The following is an 18,790-nucleotide window of genomic DNA, read 5'->3' as shown; positions in this document are numbered from 1 at the left end:
GGAGCGTCACAACAATGAAAATGAATAAAACCCTGCTGGCCACGTTGTTCTCTACAGGTTTGCTGGCTTCTGCTGGCGCCCAGGCGGCCGGTTGGTGCGAATCCGGCAAACCGGTGAAATTTGCCGGGCTGAACTGGGAAAGCGGCATGTTGCTCACCGACATCCTGCAAACCGTGCTGGAAAAAGGCTACGACTGCAAAACCGACAGCCTGCCGGGCAACTCCATCACCATGGAGAACGCCCTGAGCAGCAACGACATCCAGGTGTTTGCCGAAGAATGGGTGGGCCGCAGCGAAGTCTGGAACAAGGCCGAGAAGGCCGGCAAAGTCGTCGGTGTCGGTGCGCCGGTCGTGGGCGCTGTCGAGGGTTGGTACGTGCCGCGCTACGTGATCGAAGGCGATGCCAAGCGCAAGCTGGAGCCCAAGGCGCCAGGCCTTAAAACCATTGCCGACCTGGCCAAGTATTCCGCGGTGTTCAAGGACCAGGAAGAGCCATCCAAGGGCCGTTTCTACAACTGCCCGGCCGGCTGGACCTGTGAGTTGGACAACAGCGAGATGCTCAAAAGCTACGGCCTGGAAAGCACCTACACCAACTTCCGCCCAGGCACTGGCCCGGCGCTGGATGCGGCGGTGCTGTCGAGCTACAAGCGTGGCGAGCCGATCCTGTTCTACTACTGGTCGCCAACCCCGCTGATGGGCCAGGTCGATCTGGTCAAGCTCGAAGAAAAGCCCGGCGTGGATAAAAGCGTGAGCATCAAGGTCGGTCTGTCCAAGACCTTCCACGAGCAAGCACCGGAGCTGGTGGCTGTGCTGGAAAAGGTCAACCTGCCCATCGACCTGCTGAACCAGAACCTGGGCCGCATGGCCAAGGAGCGAATTGAGTCGTCAAAACTGGCGAAAATTTTCCTCAAGGAACATCCTGAAGTCTGGCACGCATGGGTGAGCGACGACGCAGCCAAGAAAATCGACGCGGCCTTGTAGGTCAAGCGTGTCCGGCTACCCTGAGGGGCTAGCCGGCCACTCGGCCACAACCCACTGGATCGAGAGCACGATATGTTTCCTGAGAGTTTTACGTTTTCCATTGCCGATTGGGTCAACAGTTGGGTTGATTCGCTGGTAACCAACTACGGGGACGTGTTCCGGCACATCTCCGACACCCTGTTGTGGGCCATCGTCAACCTGGAAGGTGTGCTGCGCGCAGCGCCCTGGTGGTTGATGCTGGCGATTGTCGGCGGCATCGCCTGGCACGCCACGCGCAAGGTGGTCACCACGGCGGTGATCGTTGGCTTGCTGTTCCTGGTGGGCGCAGTTGGCCTGTGGGACAAGCTGATGCAAACCCTGGCGCTGATGATGGTGGCCACGGTGATCTCGGTGCTGATCGGCATTCCCCTGGGAATTCTGTCGGCCCGCAGCAATCGCCTGCGGTCGGTGCTGATGCCGCTGCTGGACATCATGCAAACCATGCCCAGCTTCGTGTACCTGATCCCGGTGTTGATGCTGTTCGGGCTGGGCAAGGTGCCGGCGATTTTCGCCACGGTGATCTACGCCGCACCGCCGCTGATTCGCCTGACCGACCTGGGTATCCGCCAGGTAGACGGCGAAGTCATGGAAGCGATCAACGCCTTCGGTGCCAACCGCTGGCAGCAACTGTTCGGCGTGCAACTGCCGCTGGCCCTGCCGAGCATCATGGCCGGGATCAACCAGACCACCATGATGGCGCTGTCGATGGTGGTCATCGCCTCGATGATCGGCGCCCGTGGCCTGGGCGAAGACGTACTCGTTGGCATTCAGACGCTTAACGTCGGGCGTGGCCTTGAAGCCGGCCTGGCGATCGTGATTCTCGCAGTGGTCATCGACCGCATTACCCAGGCCTATGGTCGTCCACGGCATGAGGCGAGCAAATGACTACCGTCAGCAAGATTGAAGTCAAAAACGTATTCAAGATCTTCGGCAACCGTTCCAAGGAAGCACTGGCGCTGATTGGCCAGGGCAAGACCAAGGACCAGGTACTGGCCGACACCGGTTGCGTGGTGGGCGTGAATGACTTGTCCCTGAGCATCGCCACCGGGGAGATCTTCGTGATCATGGGCCTGTCGGGTTCCGGCAAATCGACCTTGGTGCGCCACTTCAACCGCCTGATCGACCCCACCAGCGGCGCGATCCTGGTGGACGGCGAAGACATCCTGCAACTGGACATGGAAGCCCTGCGTCAATTCCGTCGGCACAAGATCAGCATGGTGTTCCAGAGCTTCGGCCTGCTGCCCCACAAGAGCGTGGTGGACAACGTCGCCTACGGCCTGAAAGTGCGCGGCGAAACCAAGCAAGTGTGCGCCGAGCGCGCATTGCACTGGATCGAAACCGTGGGCCTTAAGGGCTACGAAAACAAATACCCGCACCAGCTCTCCGGCGGCATGCGCCAACGGGTGGGCCTGGCCCGCGCCCTGGCGGCCGACACCGACATCATCCTGATGGACGAAGCGTTCAGCGCCCTCGACCCGCTGATCCGCGCCGAGATGCAGGACCAGTTGCTGGAGCTGCAAAAGACCCTGCACAAGACCATCGTCTTCATCACCCACGACCTCGACGAGGCCGTGCGCATCGGCAACCGCATTGCGATCCTCAAGGACGGCAAGCTGATTCAGGTCGGCACGCCACGCGAGATCCTGCATTCGCCGGCGGATGAGTATGTGGACCGGTTCGTTCAGCGCCGGGCGGCGGTGGTCTGATCCAGAAGGTGTGGAGAGTCGCCTGGCCTTATCGCGGGCAAGCCCGGCTCCCACATTCGTACTGTGTGAACCCGATCAAATGTGGGCGCTGGCTTGCCTGCGATGAGGCCGGCAAAGCGGTAAGGCATTCAAAGTGTGTATGAAGAGGTCAATGATGTCCCAGGCTGAAAAAATCATCATCGCCGACGCCCCGATGCGCTGGCAGGACGTGGTCGCCGTGGCCCGCCACGGCGCCGTCCTCGAACTCTCGGGCCAGGCCTGGGCGCGTATCGACAATGCCCAGGCGATCGTGCAGCGTATCGTCACCAGCGGCGAGCGCGCCTATGGGGTCAACACCGGCCTCGGCGCGCTGTGCAACGTGTCGCTCAAGGGCGAGCAACTCAGCCGGCTGTCGCGCAACACCCTGCTCAGTCACGCCTGCGGCGTCGGCCCGGCGTTGAGCGATGAGCAGACTCGCGCGATCATCTGCTCGGCGATCATCAACTACAGCCACGGTAAATCCGGCCTGCATCCGCAGGTGGTGCACTCGCTGCTGGCGCTGCTCAACCACGGTATCACGCCGCAAGTACCGTCCCAGGGTTCGGTGGGTTACTTGACCCACATGGCCCACATCAGCATCGCCTTGCTCGGTGTTGGCAATGTGAGCTACCGGGGGCGCATCGTCGCGGCGCACCAGGCATTGGCCGAAGAAGGTTTGCAGGCGGTGGTGCTGGGGGCAAAAGATGGCCTGTGCCTGGTCAACGGCACGCCGTGCATGACCGGCCTCAGCTGCCTGGCCCTGGCCGATGCGCACCGCTTGCTGCAATGGGCCGATGTGATCGGCGCCATGAGCTTCGAAGGCCAGCGCGGGCAGATCGATGCCTTCGACGAAGAAATCATTGCCCTCAAGCCGCACCCGGGCATGCAGCAAGTGGGCATCAACCTGCGGGCGTTGCTGGACGGCAGTCAAGTGATCGCCAGCAGCAAAGGCATTCGCACCCAGGACGCCTTGAGCATCCGCTCGATTCCCCAGGTGCACGGCGCCGCCCGTGATCAACTGGAGCATGCCACCCGCCAGATTGAAACCGAACTCAATGGCACCAGCGACAACCCGCTGGTGCTGGGTACGCCAGACAGCTACCGCGTGGTGTCCCAGGCCAACCCGCACGGGCAGTCCGTGGCCCTGGCGGCTGACATGCTGGCCATCGCCATGGCCGAGATCGGCTCCATCGCCGAGCGCCGCCTGGACCGCCTGATCAACCCGCACGTGAGTGGCCTGCCGGCGTTCCTGGTGAGCAACCCCGGGGTCAACTCCGGGATGATGATCGTGCAGTACGTCGCCGCTTCGCTGTGTGGGCAAAACCGCCAGTTGGCGCAACCGGCGGTGCTCGACAACTTTGTCACCTCGGGCCTTCAGGAAGATCACCTGAGCATGGGTACCAACGCTGCGCTGAAACTGCATTCGGTGCTGGAGAACGTCACTCAAATTCTTGCCATTGAGTACCTGCTGGCGGCCCAGGCGTTCGAGTTCCTGCAGGAGCAGCGCTTCGGTGCCGGTACCGACTCCGCCTGGCGCCTGCTGCGTGAGCATGTGCCGGCCTACGACCAGGACCGCTGGCTGGCGCCGGACATCGCGGCCACTGCCGCACTGCTTAAAGCTCCCGATCTGTTGAACCGTGTCTTACCGAATTTGCACTGAAACCCAATTCACAAGGAGCATGAATGTGACTGCGCTAAACCTGATTCCAGGCCAACTGAGCCTTGCCCAACTGCGGGCCATTTACCAGCAGCCGGTAACCCTCAGCCTGGATGCCAGCGCATCTGACCAGATCGAAGCCAGTGTCGCCTGCGTGGAGCAGATTCTCGCCGAGAACCGCACCGCTTACGGTATCAACACCGGTTTTGGCCTGTTGGCCTCGACCCGCATCGCCAGTGAAGACCTGGAAAACCTCCAGCGTTCCCTGGTGCTGTCCCACGCCGCCGGCGTCGGTGAGCCCATCAGCGATGCGCTGGTGCGGCTGGTCATGGTGCTTAAGGTCAACAGCCTGAGCCGTGGTTTTTCCGGGATTCGCCGGCAGGTGATCGACGCACTGATCGCCCTGATCAACGCCGAGGTGTACCCGCACATTCCGCTGAAAGGTTCGGTGGGTGCCTCCGGCGACCTGGCGCCATTGGCGCATATGTCGCTGGTGCTGCTGGGTGAAGGCAAGGCGCGCTATAAAGGCGAATGGCTGGAAGCCACCGAAGCACTGAAAGTCGCCGGCCTGACGCCGCTGACCCTGGCGGCCAAAGAAGGCCTGGCGCTTCTCAACGGCACCCAGGTCTCCACCGCTTATGCGCTGCGCGGGCTGTTCGAAGGCGAGGATTTGTTCGCCGGTGCCCTGGCCTGTGGTGCCCTGACGGTGGAAGCCGTGCTGGGTTCGCGCTCGCCGTTCGACGCACGCATTCACGCTGCCCGTGGCCAGCGTGGCCAGATCGATTCTGCGGCGGCGTATCGCGCCCTGTTGGGTGACAGCAGCGAAGTGTCGCTGTCCCATCAGAACTGCGACAAGGTCCAGGACCCCTACTCCTTGCGCTGCCAGCCGCAAGTCATGGGCGCCTGCCTGACACAGTTGCGCCAGGCAGCCGAAGTGCTGGTAGTGGAAGCCAATGCCGTGTCGGATAACCCGTTGGTGTTTGCGGATGAAGGTGACGTGATTTCCGGCGGCAACTTCCACGCAGAACCGGTGGCCATGGCCGCCGACAACATGGCGTTGGCCATCGCGGAAATCGGCTCCCTGAGCGAGCGTCGCATCTCGTTGATGATGGACAAGCACATGTCGCAACTGCCGCCCTTCCTGGTAGCTAACGGCGGCGTGAACTCCGGCTTCATGATCGCCCAGGTCACCGCGGCGGCGTTGGCCAGCGAGAACAAGGCGCTGGCCCATCCCCATAGCGTCGACAGCCTGCCGACATCGGCCAACCAGGAAGACCACGTATCGATGGCGCCGGCGGCGGGCAAACGCCTGTGGGAAATGGCCGAGAACACCCGTGGTGTACTGGCGGTGGAATGGTTGGCCGCGTGTCAGGGCCTGGACCTGCGCAATGGTTTGAAAACCTCGCCTGCGCTGGAAAAGGCTCGCGGGATCCTGCGCAGCAAAGTGGCGTTTTATGAGAAGGACCGTTTCTTCGCACCCGACATCAATGCGGCCAGTGAGTTGTTGGCAACGCGCTGCCTGAATGAGCTGGTGCCGGCGAAGTTGCTCCCGAGCCTGTAATAGCGACACCGATCCAGTGCGGGAGCAGGCAAGCCAGCTCCCGCAAGGTTTTGTCTCATCGATAACCTAACGGAGGCGTTGATGAAAACGCTTTGGCAACACTGCCACGTTGCAACCATGGCCCAAGGCAAATACTCGATCATCGAGGATGCCGCCATCGTTACCTCGGGCACGCTCATCGAGTGGATCGGCCCCCATGCCGAACTGCCGAGCGCAACCTACGCAACCACCCGTGATCTGCAAGGTGCGTGGGTCACGCCGGGGCTGATCGACTGCCACACCCACACCGTATTCGGTGGCAATCGCAGTGGTGAGTTCGAGCAGCGGCTGCAAGGCGTGAGCTACGCCGAGATCGCAGCGGCCGGTGGCGGTATTGCCAGCACCGTGCGCGCCACACGCGCGGCGACCGAAGATGAACTGTTTGAAAGTAGCCGAAAGCGCCTGCGCAGTTTGCTGCGCGACGGTGTGACCACGGTCGAGATCAAATCCGGGTACGGCCTGGACCTGGCCAGCGAGCGTAAGATCCTGCGGGTGATCCGTCGCCTCGGCGCCGAACTGCCGGTGAGCGTGCGCAGCACTTGCCTGGCGGCGCACGCGTTGCCGCCGGAGTACGTGGACCGAGCCGACGCGTATATCGACCATATCTGCACCGAGATGCTGCCGGCACTGGCGGCGGAAGGCCTGGTAGATGCGGTCGACGCGTTCTGTGAATACCTGGCGTTCTCGCCGGAGCAGGTGGAGCGGGTGTTCATCGCCGCCCAAAAACTTGGCTTGCCGGTAAAACTGCACGCCGAACAGTTGTCGTCCCTGCACGGCTCCAGCCTGGCGGCACGGTACCAGGCGCTGTCGGCCGACCACCTGGAGTTTATGACCGAAGAAGACGCTATCGCCATGGCTGCTTCCGGCACCGTCGCGGTGCTGTTGCCGGGTGCGTTCTACTTCCTGCGGGAAACCCAGCTGCCGCCGATGGACGCCCTGCGCAAGCACGGCGTGAAGATCGCCATCGCCAGCGACCTCAACCCCGGCACCTCGCCGGCGTTGTCGGTGCGCTTGATGCTGAACATGGCCTGCACCCTGTTCCGCATGACCCCGGAAGAAGCCCTGGCCGGCGCCACCCAGCACGCGGCTACCGCCTTGGGCCTGGGCGACAGCCATGGTTCGCTGGAAGTGGGCAAGGTTGCAGACTTTGTCGCCTGGCAGATTGATCGCCCTGCCGACCTGGCCTACTGGCTGGGCGGCGAGCTGGATAAACGCGTCGTGCGCCACGGCGTGGACGTCACTGTTTAAGGAGTCGCGCTGTGGATAAGGTTTTGAACTTCAAACAAGGCCGCGTACCGCTGCTGATCAGCATGCCTCACGCGGGCCTGCGCCTGACGCCGGCGGTGCAAGCCGGGTTGATCCCCGAGGCGCAAAGCCTGCCGGACACTGACTGGCACATCCCCACGTTGTATGACTTTGCCGAAGAACTGGGCGCCAGCACCCTGGCGGCTGAGTATTCGCGGTTTGTCATCGACCTGAACCGGCCTTCAGACGACAAGCCGCTGTACGTCGGCGCCACCACCGGCCTGTACCCGGCAACGCTGTTCGACGGTGTGCCGCTGTTCCCTGAAGGCCTGGAACCGTCCAAGGCCGAGCGTGCCACGTACCTGGAGCAGGTGTGGACGCCGTATCACCGCACCCTGCAAAACGAGCTGGCCCGGCTCAAGGCCGAGTTCGGCTATGCGTTGCTGTTTGACGCGCACTCGATCCGTTCGGTGATCCCGCACCTGTTCGAAGGCAAGCTGCCGGACTTCAACCTCGGCACCTTCAATGGCGCCGCCTGCGACCCGCAACTGGCCAGCCAACTGGAAGCCATCTGTGCCGGGCACCCGCAGTACAGCCATGTGCTCAACGGGCGCTTCAAGGGCGGGCATATCACCCGCCACTACGGCAACCCGGCCGAGAACATCCACGCGGTGCAGCTGGAGTTGGGGCAGTGCACGTACATGGAAGAGTTTGAGCCGTTCCGCTATCGCGCCGACCTCGCCGAGCCGACTCGGGTGGTGTTGAAAGAGTTGCTGGAAGGGTTCCTGGCCTGGGGGCAAAAGCACTACCGGTGATTGGTTGCGCAGCTGAGATAGCCATCGCGGGCAAGCCCGGCTTGTGTCTTGAACTGGGATTAAGCTGAGGGTGAGAGCGGTGAGTGGCAAGCTGAATGCCGGGAGTGCTTAAAGCACGTGTGGGAGCCCATGCTGCCACTCACCTCTCCGCTCTGGACATGAGCCCGAACAGTTGAACGAGCCCACCTCGAACAGTTACAAGCGTGGGCCAAGCCAGAGCGCTCTCACCTATGAGTGTAAGAGGGTTTGGCCATGTTTTCCTTTCCAGCAGGCATTGATGTTTCCAAAGGCAGCTTAGAGGTTCGGGTGAACCAGCTCGAGCGTGGCGTGAGTTGCCGTAACGCTGACAGTGATTTCCCAGGACTGATTGGGTGGTTAAAGCTGCATCAGGTCGGGAGCGTCTTGCTCGAAGCGACCGGCGGTTATGAGCGAAACGTCATGAAAGCGCTCCAGGCGGCTGACTTTGAAGTCATACGCATCAATCCCTGCCGGGCCAAGGCCTTTGCCAAGGCGATGGGGCAACAAGCCAAAACCGATCCGATAGACGCGCAATGTCTTGCTCAATTTGCAGCGGTCATCGATTCACCCGGCAGCCGCGTCACAAGTCCGGAGCACGATGAGTTGCGAGCACTGGTCCAGCAGCGGGAAAACTTTATTCATCAAAGAGATGATGACAGGCGGCGCCTGAAAACAGCCTCTTCTGAGGTAGTCAAACCGGCTTTGCAGAGCCATATCGATTACTTGAACCAGGCTGTGAAGTTGATAGAGCAACTGATCCGTCAAAGCGCTGAAAAGCTGGACAGTGAAAAAGCGGCTCGTTTGTGTTCGGTCAAAGGAATCGGGATCGTTACGGCAGCCAGTCTTATGGCTTATCTCCCGGAACTGGGCGAAGTCGGAAAGCGGCCGATCGCTGCGCTGGCGGGTCTTGCTCCGTATAACAACGACAGTGGGAACCATAAGGGCGTGCGCCACATTAGCGGCGGAAGATTTGCTGCGCGTCGCTCGCTGTATATGTCCTGCTGGGTGGTTATTCGGGAGCAGCCTGAGTTCCAGGCCCGCTATAAGGCGCTGCGTGACAAAGGCAAATGCGCAAAGGTCGCGCTCATCGCCTGCATGCGAGTCCTGCTAATACGGCTGAACGCGATGGGACTGAATGGAAAGTGCACGCTGCCTGATTCGGCAGCGGTATGTCGTAAAAGTCACACGGCACGAAGCTGTGGGAGCTTTGGCTGTCTTCAGAAACGATGCTCAAGATATGGCTATCAAGACAGTTGCTCCCACCTTTTGAATTGCAAACACATTCAAATGTGGGAGCTGGCTTGCCTGCGAAGAGGCCCTCAACAGCAACACACCTCCCAAGTCGTCTGTGTGCAAATCCCTGTCGCCACAGGTCGCTTTTATCGAGGTCTCGCTGGGTAAGGTGTGGGGCACGGCGCGTCAGACGCCATCCCCACAATAAAAACTGCCGAGTGAGACCGCATCGATGAAAAGACTGTTCAACCGTTGTCTGTTGATTCTCACCGGCGCCGCACTCCTGAGCGCCAACGCGATGGCCGCCGACCCGGCCTCGTGCAAGGCGGTGCGCATGGGCGTGGTCAGTTGGACCGACGTGATCGCCACCAGCGGCATGGCCGATGTGCTGCTCAATGGCCTGGGCTACGACAGCAAGCAAACCAGCGCCGTGCAGCAAATCATCTTTGCCGGCATTCGCGACAAGCGCCTGGATATTTTCCTCGGCTACTGGAAGCCGGCGATGGACAACAACATCGCGCCGTTTCTTGCGGCCAATCAAGTCAAGGTGTTCGACAAACCCAGCCTGTCAGACGCTCAGGCTACCCTGGCGGTGCCGCAGTACGTCGCTGATGCCGGCCTGAAAACCTTTGCCGACATCGCCCGCTTCAAGGACAAGCTGGGCGGCAAGATCTATGGCATCGAACCGGGCAGCGGCGCCAACACCGACATCCAGAAAATGATCGACAGTAACCGCTTTGGCCTCGGCGGCTTCAAGCTGGTGGCGTCCGGCGAAGCGGGCATGTTGGCGGCGGTGCAGCGCGCGGTGAACCGCAAGGAGTTCGTGGTGTTTGTCGGTTGGACCCCGCACCCGATGAACATCAACATGAAAATGGCTTACCTGACCGGCAGCGAAGATGTGTTCGGTGCCAACGAGGGCATGGCCACGGTCTCCACGGTAACGGCTCCGGATTATGCCGAGCGCTGCCCCAACGTGACGCGCCTGCTGGAAAACCTGACCTACACCGCGGCCCAGGAAAGCCAGTTGATGGTGCCGATCATGGACCGCAAGACGCCCCAGGATGTGGCCAAACAGTGGCTGCGCGATAATCCCGAGGACTTGCAGCGCTGGCTGGCCGGTGTGACGACGCTGGATGGCAAGGACGGCGTGGCGGCGGTGCAGGCCAGCCTCAAACCCTGATGCGAACACGCTAGATCAAACAACAAAGAACCAATGTGGGAGTCGGGCTTGCCCGCGATGGCGGTTTATCAGTCGACGATGGCGTTGGTTGACACACTGCTATCGCAGGCAAGCCAGCTCCCACATTTGCCTTGTGGTGTGCTTTGAATCTTCCTATCAGGACGATCACCCTCATGTCCCATTACCCGATTTGCGCGCAGATGTGCGCCTTTGTCGAAAAAACCGAATCCTTCACCAGCGACGACACCTCGCTGGCCGGATTGCGCCTTGGCTATGACCGCATGTGCCAGGCGTTCACCCCGGCGCGCCCTGAAGGGTTGCAGGTGTCAGATATTTCCCTGGGTAGCGTGGGCGTACGTCTGTATCAGCCGACGGCACACATCCCTGATGGCGGCTGGCCATGTATCCTTTATATGCACGGTGGCGGCTGGGTGGTCGGCGGCCTGGATTCCCACGACTTTATCTGCTGTGAGCTGGCCGACTCGCTGCAGGTGCTGGTCATCGCCATCGATTACCGCCTGGCGCCCGAACATCCGTTCCCGGCCGCCTTCGACGATTGCCGCGCGGTCTGGCGGGCGATTCAGGCGGGTGAAGCGCCGTCCCGCATCAACCTTCAGCGTCTGGTGGTGGCCGGTGACAGCGCCGGCGGTAACCTGGCGGCTGCCTTGTGCCTGGGCCTGCGCGATGACCACCTGCCACAGCCCTTGGCGCAAATCCTGATCTACCCCGGCCTGGGCGGCCCCGCCGACTTGCCCTCGCGCCGCGACTGCGTCGACGCGCCGCTGCTCAGTACTGCCGACACCGAATGCTACCTGGCGCTCTACCTGCGTGGCCCGAGCCAGCCATCGCCTTACGCCATGCCATTGCGGGCCCTGGATTTCAGCGGATTGCCCCCGGCACTGATCGCCGTTGCCCAGTTCGACCCGCTGCGCGACGACGGCGTGCTGTACGCCGAACGCCTGCAAGCGGGCGGGGTAGCGGCCACGCTGTATCCCGGAAAAGGCCTGGTCCACGGCTGTTTACGGGCCCGAGGCCAGGTGGCAGAGGTCGACCGGCTCTACGCGTATCTGCTGGATTACCTGCGTGGTGTTCTGCTGACACAGGTCTAGGTTCACCAAGGCATGCTCATTGCACAATTCGGGTTTATGATGCCAGACGGCAAAATAATAGACGTCCCCCCAGGGATGAACTCGACCCCTTACGGAGCGCGCAATGCAGACTTTGTACCCGCAGATCAAACCCTACGCCCGGCACGATCTGGCCGTCGACGAAACCCACGTACTGTATGTCGACGAAAGCGGTTCCCCGGAAGGCTTGCCCGTCGTATTCATCCACGGCGGCCCTGGCGCCGGGTGTGACGCCAATAGCCGCTGCTATTTCAATCCGAATCTGTACCGAATTGTTACTTTTGATCAGCGCGGCTGCGGGCGCTCCACCCCACGGGCCAGCCTGGAAAACAACACCACCTGGGACCTGGTGGCCGACCTGGAGCGGATTCGCGAGCACCTGGGCATCGAAAAATGGGTGTTGTTCGGCGGTTCCTGGGGCTCGACCCTGGCGCTGGCCTACGCGCAAACCCATCCGGAGCGCGTGCATGGCCTGATCGTGCGCGGCATTTTCCTGGCTCGCCCCCAGGACATTCAGTGGTTCTACCAGGCTGGCGCCAGCCGTCTGTTCCCGGATTACTGGCAGGACTACCTCGCGCCGATCCCTGCGGAGGAGCGCCAAGACCTGCTCGGCGCCTACCACAAGCGCCTGACCGGCAACGACCAGATCGCCCAGATGCACGCGGCCAAGGCCTGGTCCACGTGGGAAGGCCGCATGTTGGGCCTGTGCCCGAACCCGCAGTTGATCGAGCGGTTCTCCGAGCCCCAGCGCGCCCTGTCGATTGCCCGTATCGAATGCCACTACTTCACCAACAATTCATTCCTTGAGCCCAACCAGCTGATCCGCGATATGCACAAGATCGCCCATCTGCCTGGCGTAATCGTGCATGGCCGCTACGATATGATCTGCCCGCTGGATAACGCTTGGGAGCTGCATCAGGCGTGGCCCAACAGCGAATTGCAGATCATCCGCGAAGCCGGCCACGCGGCTTCCGAGCCGGGCATTACCGATGCGCTGGTGCGTGCGGCGAGTGAAATGGCACGGCGCCTGCTCGATCTGCCGCCCGAAGAAGCATGAAGGGGCTTTTGCAGCGGGTGCGCGGCGCCCGGGTCGAGGTGGAGGGGCAAGTCGTCGGTGCGATCGACCAGGGTTTGCTGGTGCTGGTGGCCGTCGAGCCGTCAGATACCCAGGCCTGCGCCGACAAGCTGCTGAATAAGCTGCTTAACTATCGGGTGTTCAGCGACGGCGAGGGCAAGATGAACCTGTCCTTGAAAGACATTGGCGGCGGTTTGCTGCTGGTGTCGCAGTTCACCCTGGCGGCAGACACCAAGAGTGGCCTGCGACCGAGCTTCTCCACGGCGGCACCGCCGGCGTTGGCCGAGGCACTTTTCGACTACCTGCTGTTACAAGCGCAACAATTGCATGGCACGGTAGCGGCAGGGCGTTTTGGCGCGGATATGCAGGTACATTTGGTCAATGACGGGCCGGTCACCTTCCTGTTACAGACGTGAATGTACTGAAAACGACTTGTGATGCCCAAAAAACCGGGATTTCGCTACAAATACTTCGCTGTCCCTGATGCGTTGTCTCGCGGGCTACTAGATAATCGCGCGCTACGGGGATCAGCGTTAATTGGTCCATTTTTGACTTAGGTAGAGACTTGTCCGATCGCTATTGGGGAATCATTTAGCCCCAGAGGAGTCGGAACAATGCTCGCCAACCTGGCATATAGATAGCTGGCCGTTGGTTTTTTGATCTGTTTTCGGCGAGGGTTGCTCGTGATTGTTAGTCCCTGTAATGCACCAAAATTGTCTGCCAAACGGTTACGAAACGCACTGGTAACGGGCTCTGCCCTGTTTTGCCTGTTCGGCGCGGGTCAACTGTGGGCATTCAGTCTGGACGATGTGTCGGCCAAGGCAAAAGAGCTGGCCGGGCAGAAATACGAAGCTCCGCGCAGCAATTTGCCGAACGAATTCCGCGAAATGAAATTCGCTGACTACCAGAAAATTCGTTTCCGCAACGAAAAAGCCGAGTGGGCCGATCAAAACACCCCGTTCAAGCTGTCCTTCTATCACCAGGGCATGCACTTCGACACGCCGGTGAAAATCAACGAAGTCACCGCCGACAGCGTCCAGGAAATCAAGTACGACCCGGCTCGTTTCGATTTCGGCGACGTCAAGTTTGATCCCAAGGCCACCGAACAGCTGGGTTATGCCGGCTTCCGTGTGCTGTACCCGATCAACAAGGGCGACAAGCAAGACGAAATCATGACCATGCTCGGCGCGAGCTATTTCCGCGTCGTGGGTAAAGACCAGGTCTACGGCCTGTCGGCCCGTGGCATGGCGATCGACACTGCCTTGCCGTCTGGCGAAGAGTTCCCGCGTTTCACCGAGTTCTGGATTGAGCGTCCAAAGCCGGGTGAAAAGCAGTTGGTGATCTACGCCCTGCTGGATTCTCCACGGGCCACCGGCGCTTATCGCCTGATCCTGCGCCCTGGCACCGACACCGTCGTCGACGTCAAATCCCAGATGTACCTGCGTGACAAGGTGACCAAGCTGGGCATCGCCCCGCTGACCAGCATGTTCCTGTTCGGCGCCAACCAGCCGTCCAAGGTCCTCAACTACCGTCGCGAGCTGCACGATTCCAGCGGCCTGTCGATCCATGCCGGTAATGGTGAGTGGATCTGGCGCCCACTGAACAACCCCAAACACCTGTCGGTCAGCAACTTCACCGTGGAAAACCCGCGTGGTTTCGGCCTGCTGCAACGCGGTCGTAATTTCAGCCACTACGAAGACCTCGACGACAACTACGACAAGCGCCCAAGCGCCTGGATCGAGCCCGATGGCGACTGGGGCAAGGGCTCCGTCGACCTGGTAGAGATTCCGACCGCCGACGAAACCAACGACAACATCGTTGCCTTCTGGAGCCCGGAAACTTTGCCGGAGCCGGGCAAGCCGCTGGACGTCGCCTACCGCCTGCACTGGACGTTGAAAGACGCCGAGTTCCATTCGCCAGAAAGCGCCTGGGTCAAGCAGACCCTGCGTTCCACCGGCGACGTCAAGCAATCCAACCTGATCCGCCAGCCAGACGGCAGCGTGGCTTACCTGGTGGACTTCGAGGGCCCGTCCCTGAAGAAACTGCCGGCCGATGCTCCGGTGCGCAGCCAGGTCAGCGTGGGCGACAACGCCGAAATCGTTGAAAACAGCGTGCGCTACAACCCGCACACCCAAGGCTGGCGCCTGACTCTGCGCATGAAGATCAAGGACGCGGGCAAGCCGACTGAAATGCGTGCCGCCCTGGTCCAGGACATTGTGGCGCCGGAGCCCGAGAAGGCTTCGACCCAAGTGCTCAAGGCCGACAAGCTCCTGGCCAAGCAACACGAGAAGGCGGCCAAGAAAGACCCGAAAGACAAGGATGCCAAGCAGCCAGAAGCTGCGGCCCCAGCCACACCGGAGCCGGCCAAGACAGAGCAAGTCCTGACCGAAACCTGGAGCTATCAGTTGCCTGCCGATGAGTAATTCTCAAGTCCAGCCAGAGACTCTTGCCGAGTACCTGGCGCATCTACCGATGACCGACGAGCAGCGCGCCGAGCTGGCGGGCTGCGACTCCTTCAGTGAATTGCACAAGCGCCTGTCATCGTCCACGTTCGACGCACCTGCCGACGCTGCCCAAGCGTCGGTAGGCGCCCGGCTGACCCTCAACACCGCCGAAGAGCTGCAAGACGCCGAAATGCTGGCGCTCGACGCCAGTGGCCGGGTTTGCCTCAAGGCCACGCCGCCGATCCGTCGGACCAAGGTCGTGCCTGAGCCGTGGCGCACCAATATCCTGGTGCGTGGCTGGCGCCGCCTGACCGGGCGCACCAACCCACCGGCCCCGCCCAAAGATGAACGTGTGCTGCCGGCTGCCCGCTGGCGCACCGTCGGTTCGATCCGTCGCTATATCCTGCTGGTGCTGATGCTCGGCCAGACGATCGTCGCCGGCTGGTACATGAAAGGCATCATGCCGTACCAGGGCTGGTCGTTCGTCGACTTTGACGAGATCCGCAACCAGACCCTGCTGCAAACCGCAACCCAAGTACTGCCTTACGCCTTGCAAACCAGCATCCTGGTACTGTTCGGGATTCTGTTCTGCTGGGTTTCGGCCGGTTTCTGGACCGCGCTGATGGGCTTCCTCGAATTGCTCACTGGTCACGATAAATACCGTATCTCCGGTAAAAGTGCCGGTAACGAGCCGATTGCGAAAGATGCCCGCACCGCGCTGGTCATGCCGATCTGCAACGAAGACGTGCCTCGGGTATTTGCCGGCCTGCGCGCGACGTTCGAATCGGTCGCCGCCACCGGTGACCTGGATCGTTTCGACTTTTTCGTCCTCAGCGACAGTAACGAGGCCGATATCTGCATCGCCGAGCAGCAGGCCTGGCTCGACGTGTGCCGCGATGCTGGCGGGTTTGGCAAGATCTTCTATCGCCGCCGTCGCCGTCGCGTCAAACGCAAGAGCGGCAACCTCGACGACTTCTGCCGTCGCTGGGGCGGTGACTACAAGTACATGGTGGTGCTCGACGCCGACAGCGTAATGAGCGGCGAATGCCTGACCAGCCTGGTGCGCTTGATGGAAGCCACGCCGGATGCCGGGATTATCCAGACCGCGCCGCGTGCGTCGGGCATGGACACCCTGTATGCGCGCATGCAGCAGTTCGCCACCCGGGTGTACGGCCCGCTGTTTACCGCTGGCCTGCACTTCTGGCAGTTGGGTGAATCCCACTACTGGGGCCACAACGCGATCATCCGCATGAAGCCGTTTATCGAGCACTGCGCCCTGGCGCCGTTGCCGGGTAAAGGTGCGTTTGCCGGTGCAATCCTTTCCCACGACTTTGTTGAAGCTGCGCTGATGCGCCGTGCCGGCTGGGGCGTGTGGATTGCCTACGACTTGCCGGGCAGCTACGAAGAACTGCCGCCCAACCTGCTGGACGAACTCAAGCGTGACCGTCGCTGGTGCCATGGCAACCTGATGAACTTCCGCCTGTTCCTGGTCAAAGGCATGCACCCGGTGCACCGTGCGGTGTTCCTGACCGGCGTGATGTCGTACCTGTCGGCGCCGTTGTGGTTCTTCTTCCTGGTGCTGTCGACGGCCTTGCTGGCGGTCAACACACTGATGGAACCGCAGTACTTCATGGCGCCACGCCAGCTATACCCGCTGTGGCCACAATGGCACCCGGACAAGGCGGTAGCGCTGTTCTCCACCACCGTCGTGCTGCTGTTCCTGCCTAAACTGTTGAGCATCATCCTGATCTGGGCCAAGGGCGCGAAAGAGTTCGGCGGCAAGTTCAAGGTCACGCTGTCGATGCTGCTGGAGATGCTGTTCTCCATGTTGCTGGCGCCGGTGCGGATGATCTTCCACACCCGTTTCGTACTCGCCGCGTTCCTTGGCTGGGCCGCGACCTGGAACTCGCCACAGCGCGACGATGACTCCACGCCATGGAGCGAGGCGGTCAAGCGCCACGGTCCGCAGACCTTGCTCGGTTTCTTCTGGGCACTGCTGGTGGTGTGGTTGAACCCAAGCTTCCTGTGGTGGCTGGTGCCGATCGTGGGTTCGTTGATGCTGTCGATCCCGGTGTCGGTGATTTCCAGCCGGGTCAAGCTGGGCCTCAAGTCTCGCGACGAAAGCCTGTTTTTGATCCCCGAGGAATACAACCCACCCCAAGCGCTGCTTTCGACCGACAAGTACACCCACGAAAACCGTTGGCATGCGTTGAACGACGGCTTTGTGCGGGCAGTGGTCGATCCCCAGCAGAACGCCCTGGCGTGCGCCTTGGCGACTTCCCGTCACGGGCAGGCGGAGCCGATTGAATGGTTGCGTGTGGAGCGGGTTCGCCATGCAGTGAAAGTCGGCCCGGCCGGCCTCACCAACGGCGAGCGCCTGGCGTTGCTCAGTGATCCGGTCGCCCTCGCACGCTTGCATGAGCAGGTGTGGAGCGAAGGTCACGAGCAGTGGCTCAGTGCCTGGCGCGAATCGGTCAAGGCCGATCCGCATGCGCCGTTGCTGCCATTGAAACCGCTGTCGTCCCAGGCTCAACCGGCCTGATTCCGACGCCCCCGAGGTCTCGCCTCGGGGGCGTTTTGGTCACCGTCCTACGCTGTTTTTCGTTTCTGTTTCATCCCGCTAACTTCTTGTTATTTCGAAACAAAAGACCCTTCGCCAAAGCGTATTGCCGTGCCTGCGAGTGGGTTAGCATCGCCCCCAAAATCTGACTCGATGCCCCTGGTTTACGCGTACGTATGCGTGGCTCGGTGCGCGGGTGCTTAACGGAACAGGGGCTTTTCATGATCAAAAGGTATTTGTCGATGCTGCTGCTCGGCATCGTCACGTTTTCCCACGGTTACCTGGCGCACGCCGGGGCCATAGACGAAGCCGTCCGGCGGGGCGTGCTGAAAGTCGGTACCAATCCCTCCTACGTCCCCTTCGAAATGACCGACAAGGAAGGCCGTATCGTCGGGTTTGAAATCGATCTGTTGCGGCAGATGAGCAAGGCGCTGGGGGTCCGGCTGGAGCTGGTTTCGGTGCCGTATACCGACCTGATCCCAGGCCTGCTGGCCAACCGGTTCGACCTGATCGGCAGCGGCATGACCGTGACGCAGGAGCGCAACCTGACCCTCAATTTCAGCGATTCGTTCATCATCGTCGGCCAGACTGTACTGCTGAACCCTCGGTTGGCTGACAAGGTCCAGAGCATCGAGGACTTGAACGAAGCCGGTTACCGCATCGTGGCCGCCGAAGGTACGACAGGTGAGGCGGCGGCGAAAAGGTTCCTCGGCGCTGCACGGCTGCGCAGTTTTCCGACGCCTGAAGAAGGCGTTCGCCAGGTGGTGGAGGGCAAGGCCGACGCGTTTATCCATGATGCGCCCTATAACCTGATCGCCATCGGCAAGCCCCAAAACAGTGCCCTGCTGGCGCTGGAGCAACCCTTCACCTACGAGCCCTTGGCGTTCGGTGTAAAAAAAGGTGATTACGACAGCCTCAACTGGATCAATCATTTCCTTAACCAAGTGGCCCAGGATGGCACCTACGATCGGCTGCACGACAAGTGGTTCAAGGACACGGACTGGATGCAGGCAATCGATCGGTAGTCATAACTGCTTACACATCAATCGATTGGCTGGCCAATGCGGTGACGTGTCTAGCTGTACCGTTTTCT

The 18,790-nt window shown here is 61.2% G+C and carries 14 protein-coding genes and 1 pseudogene; all 15 read left to right on the top strand.

Features of this window, described 5'->3' with window-relative positions; all coding sequences use genetic code 11:
• Positions 1-14: 14 nt before the first annotated feature.
• The gene (locus tag ACZRN6_RS07485) at positions 15-980 is read left to right on the top strand and encodes an ABC transporter substrate-binding protein (RefSeq protein WP_322142861.1); all 966 of its coding nucleotides are present in this window, start codon (positions 15-17) and stop codon (positions 978-980) included.
• Between the two features lie 72 nt (positions 981-1,052).
• Positions 1,053-1,904 carry an ABC transporter permease gene (locus ACZRN6_RS07480; RefSeq protein WP_017478193.1) on the top strand — a complete coding sequence of 284 codons (852 nt, stop codon included), beginning with the start codon at positions 1,053-1,055 and terminating at the stop codon, positions 1,902-1,904.
• Positions 1,901-2,725 carry a quaternary amine ABC transporter ATP-binding protein gene (locus ACZRN6_RS07475; protein ID WP_322142862.1) on the top strand — a complete coding sequence of 275 codons (825 nt, stop codon included), beginning with the start codon at positions 1,901-1,903 and terminating at the stop codon, positions 2,723-2,725. The genes ACZRN6_RS07480 and ACZRN6_RS07475 overlap by 4 nt, the downstream gene beginning before the upstream one ends.
• 154 nt (positions 2,726-2,879) lie before the next feature.
• Positions 2,880-4,403: an HAL/PAL/TAL family ammonia-lyase gene (locus ACZRN6_RS07470; protein ID WP_322142863.1), complete on the top strand. Its 1,524-nt coding sequence runs from the start codon at positions 2,880-2,882 to the stop codon at positions 4,401-4,403.
• Positions 4,404-4,422: 19 nt separating this feature from the next.
• On the top strand, positions 4,423-5,961 hold the full coding sequence (gene hutH / locus ACZRN6_RS07465) for a histidine ammonia-lyase (protein ID WP_322142864.1): 1,539 nt from the start codon (positions 4,423-4,425) through the stop codon (positions 5,959-5,961).
• Between the two features lie 81 nt (positions 5,962-6,042).
• Positions 6,043-7,248 carry an imidazolonepropionase gene (hutI, locus tag ACZRN6_RS07460; RefSeq protein ID WP_464007592.1) on the top strand — a complete coding sequence of 402 codons (1,206 nt, stop codon included), beginning with the start codon at positions 6,043-6,045 and terminating at the stop codon, positions 7,246-7,248.
• Between the two features lie 11 nt (positions 7,249-7,259).
• Positions 7,260-8,060 carry an N-formylglutamate deformylase gene (gene hutG / locus ACZRN6_RS07455; RefSeq protein ID WP_464007591.1) on the top strand — a complete coding sequence of 267 codons (801 nt, stop codon included), beginning with the start codon at positions 7,260-7,262 and terminating at the stop codon, positions 8,058-8,060.
• A gap of 252 nt (positions 8,061-8,312) precedes the next feature.
• A complete protein-coding gene (locus ACZRN6_RS07450) occupies positions 8,313-9,479 on the top strand; it encodes an IS110 family transposase (protein WP_464007590.1) in 1,167 nt (388 codons plus the stop codon).
• A 64-nt stretch (positions 9,480-9,543) separates the two neighbouring features.
• On the top strand, positions 9,544-10,491 hold the full coding sequence (locus ACZRN6_RS07445) for a choline ABC transporter substrate-binding protein (protein ID WP_177088705.1): 948 nt from the start codon (positions 9,544-9,546) through the stop codon (positions 10,489-10,491).
• Between the two features lie 173 nt (positions 10,492-10,664).
• Positions 10,665-11,600, top strand: coding sequence for an alpha/beta hydrolase (locus ACZRN6_RS07440; RefSeq protein ID WP_464007589.1), 936 nt, complete (start codon positions 10,665-10,667; stop codon positions 11,598-11,600).
• A 103-nt stretch (positions 11,601-11,703) separates the two neighbouring features.
• Positions 11,704-12,675, top strand: coding sequence for a prolyl aminopeptidase (pip, locus tag ACZRN6_RS07435; protein WP_464007588.1), 972 nt, complete (start codon positions 11,704-11,706; stop codon positions 12,673-12,675).
• Complete coding sequence (dtd, locus tag ACZRN6_RS07430) at positions 12,672-13,109, top strand: D-aminoacyl-tRNA deacylase (RefSeq protein ID WP_464007587.1); 438 nt, start codon at positions 12,672-12,674, stop codon at positions 13,107-13,109. Before pip ends, dtd begins: the two co-directional genes overlap by 4 nt.
• Before the next feature lie 267 nt (positions 13,110-13,376).
• Positions 13,377-15,116, top strand: a complete 1,740-nt coding sequence (locus tag ACZRN6_RS07425) for a glucan biosynthesis protein G (RefSeq protein ID WP_322142870.1) — start codon at positions 13,377-13,379, stop codon at positions 15,114-15,116.
• A pseudogene (mdoH, locus tag ACZRN6_RS07420) lies at positions 15,109-17,684 on the top strand (glucans biosynthesis glucosyltransferase MdoH); the annotation flags it as partial. The gene ACZRN6_RS07425 and the pseudogene mdoH, both read left to right, overlap by 8 nt.
• 234 nt (positions 17,685-17,918) lie before the next feature.
• Positions 17,919-18,722: a transporter substrate-binding domain-containing protein gene (locus ACZRN6_RS07415; protein ID WP_464007586.1), complete on the top strand. Its 804-nt coding sequence runs from the start codon at positions 17,919-17,921 to the stop codon at positions 18,720-18,722.
• Positions 18,723-18,790 lie beyond the last annotated feature (68 nt).

The sequence above is a fragment of the Pseudomonas sp. A125 genome (assembly GCF_055409485.1).
Note: the sequence above shows the minus strand (reverse complement) of the source record. Positions and strands in the feature narration are given on the sequence as shown.

Excerpts from the sequence above, each read along its gene's own strand:
- ACZRN6_RS07485 (WP_322142861.1), top strand. The coding sequence starts at position 15 with ATGAAAATGAATAAAACCCTGCTGGCCACGTTGTTCTCTACAGGTTTG.
- ACZRN6_RS07480 (WP_017478193.1), top strand. The coding sequence starts at position 1,053 with ATGTTTCCTGAGAGTTTTACGTTTTCCATTGCCGATTGGGTCAACAGT.
- ACZRN6_RS07475 (WP_322142862.1), top strand. The coding sequence starts at position 1,901 with ATGACTACCGTCAGCAAGATTGAAGTCAAAAACGTATTCAAGATCTTC.
- ACZRN6_RS07470 (WP_322142863.1), top strand. The coding sequence starts at position 2,880 with ATGTCCCAGGCTGAAAAAATCATCATCGCCGACGCCCCGATGCGCTGG.
- hutH (WP_322142864.1), top strand. The coding sequence starts at position 4,423 with ATGAATGTGACTGCGCTAAACCTGATTCCAGGCCAACTGAGCCTTGCC.
- hutI (WP_464007592.1), top strand. The coding sequence starts at position 6,043 with ATGAAAACGCTTTGGCAACACTGCCACGTTGCAACCATGGCCCAAGGC.
- ACZRN6_RS07450 (WP_464007590.1), top strand. The coding sequence starts at position 8,313 with ATGTTTTCCTTTCCAGCAGGCATTGATGTTTCCAAAGGCAGCTTAGAG.
- ACZRN6_RS07445 (WP_177088705.1), top strand. The coding sequence starts at position 9,544 with ATGAAAAGACTGTTCAACCGTTGTCTGTTGATTCTCACCGGCGCCGCA.
- ACZRN6_RS07440 (WP_464007589.1), top strand. The coding sequence starts at position 10,665 with ATGTCCCATTACCCGATTTGCGCGCAGATGTGCGCCTTTGTCGAAAAA.
- pip (WP_464007588.1), top strand. The coding sequence starts at position 11,704 with ATGCAGACTTTGTACCCGCAGATCAAACCCTACGCCCGGCACGATCTG.
- dtd (WP_464007587.1), top strand. The coding sequence starts at position 12,672 with ATGAAGGGGCTTTTGCAGCGGGTGCGCGGCGCCCGGGTCGAGGTGGAG.
- ACZRN6_RS07415 (WP_464007586.1), top strand. The coding sequence starts at position 17,919 with ATGATCAAAAGGTATTTGTCGATGCTGCTGCTCGGCATCGTCACGTTT.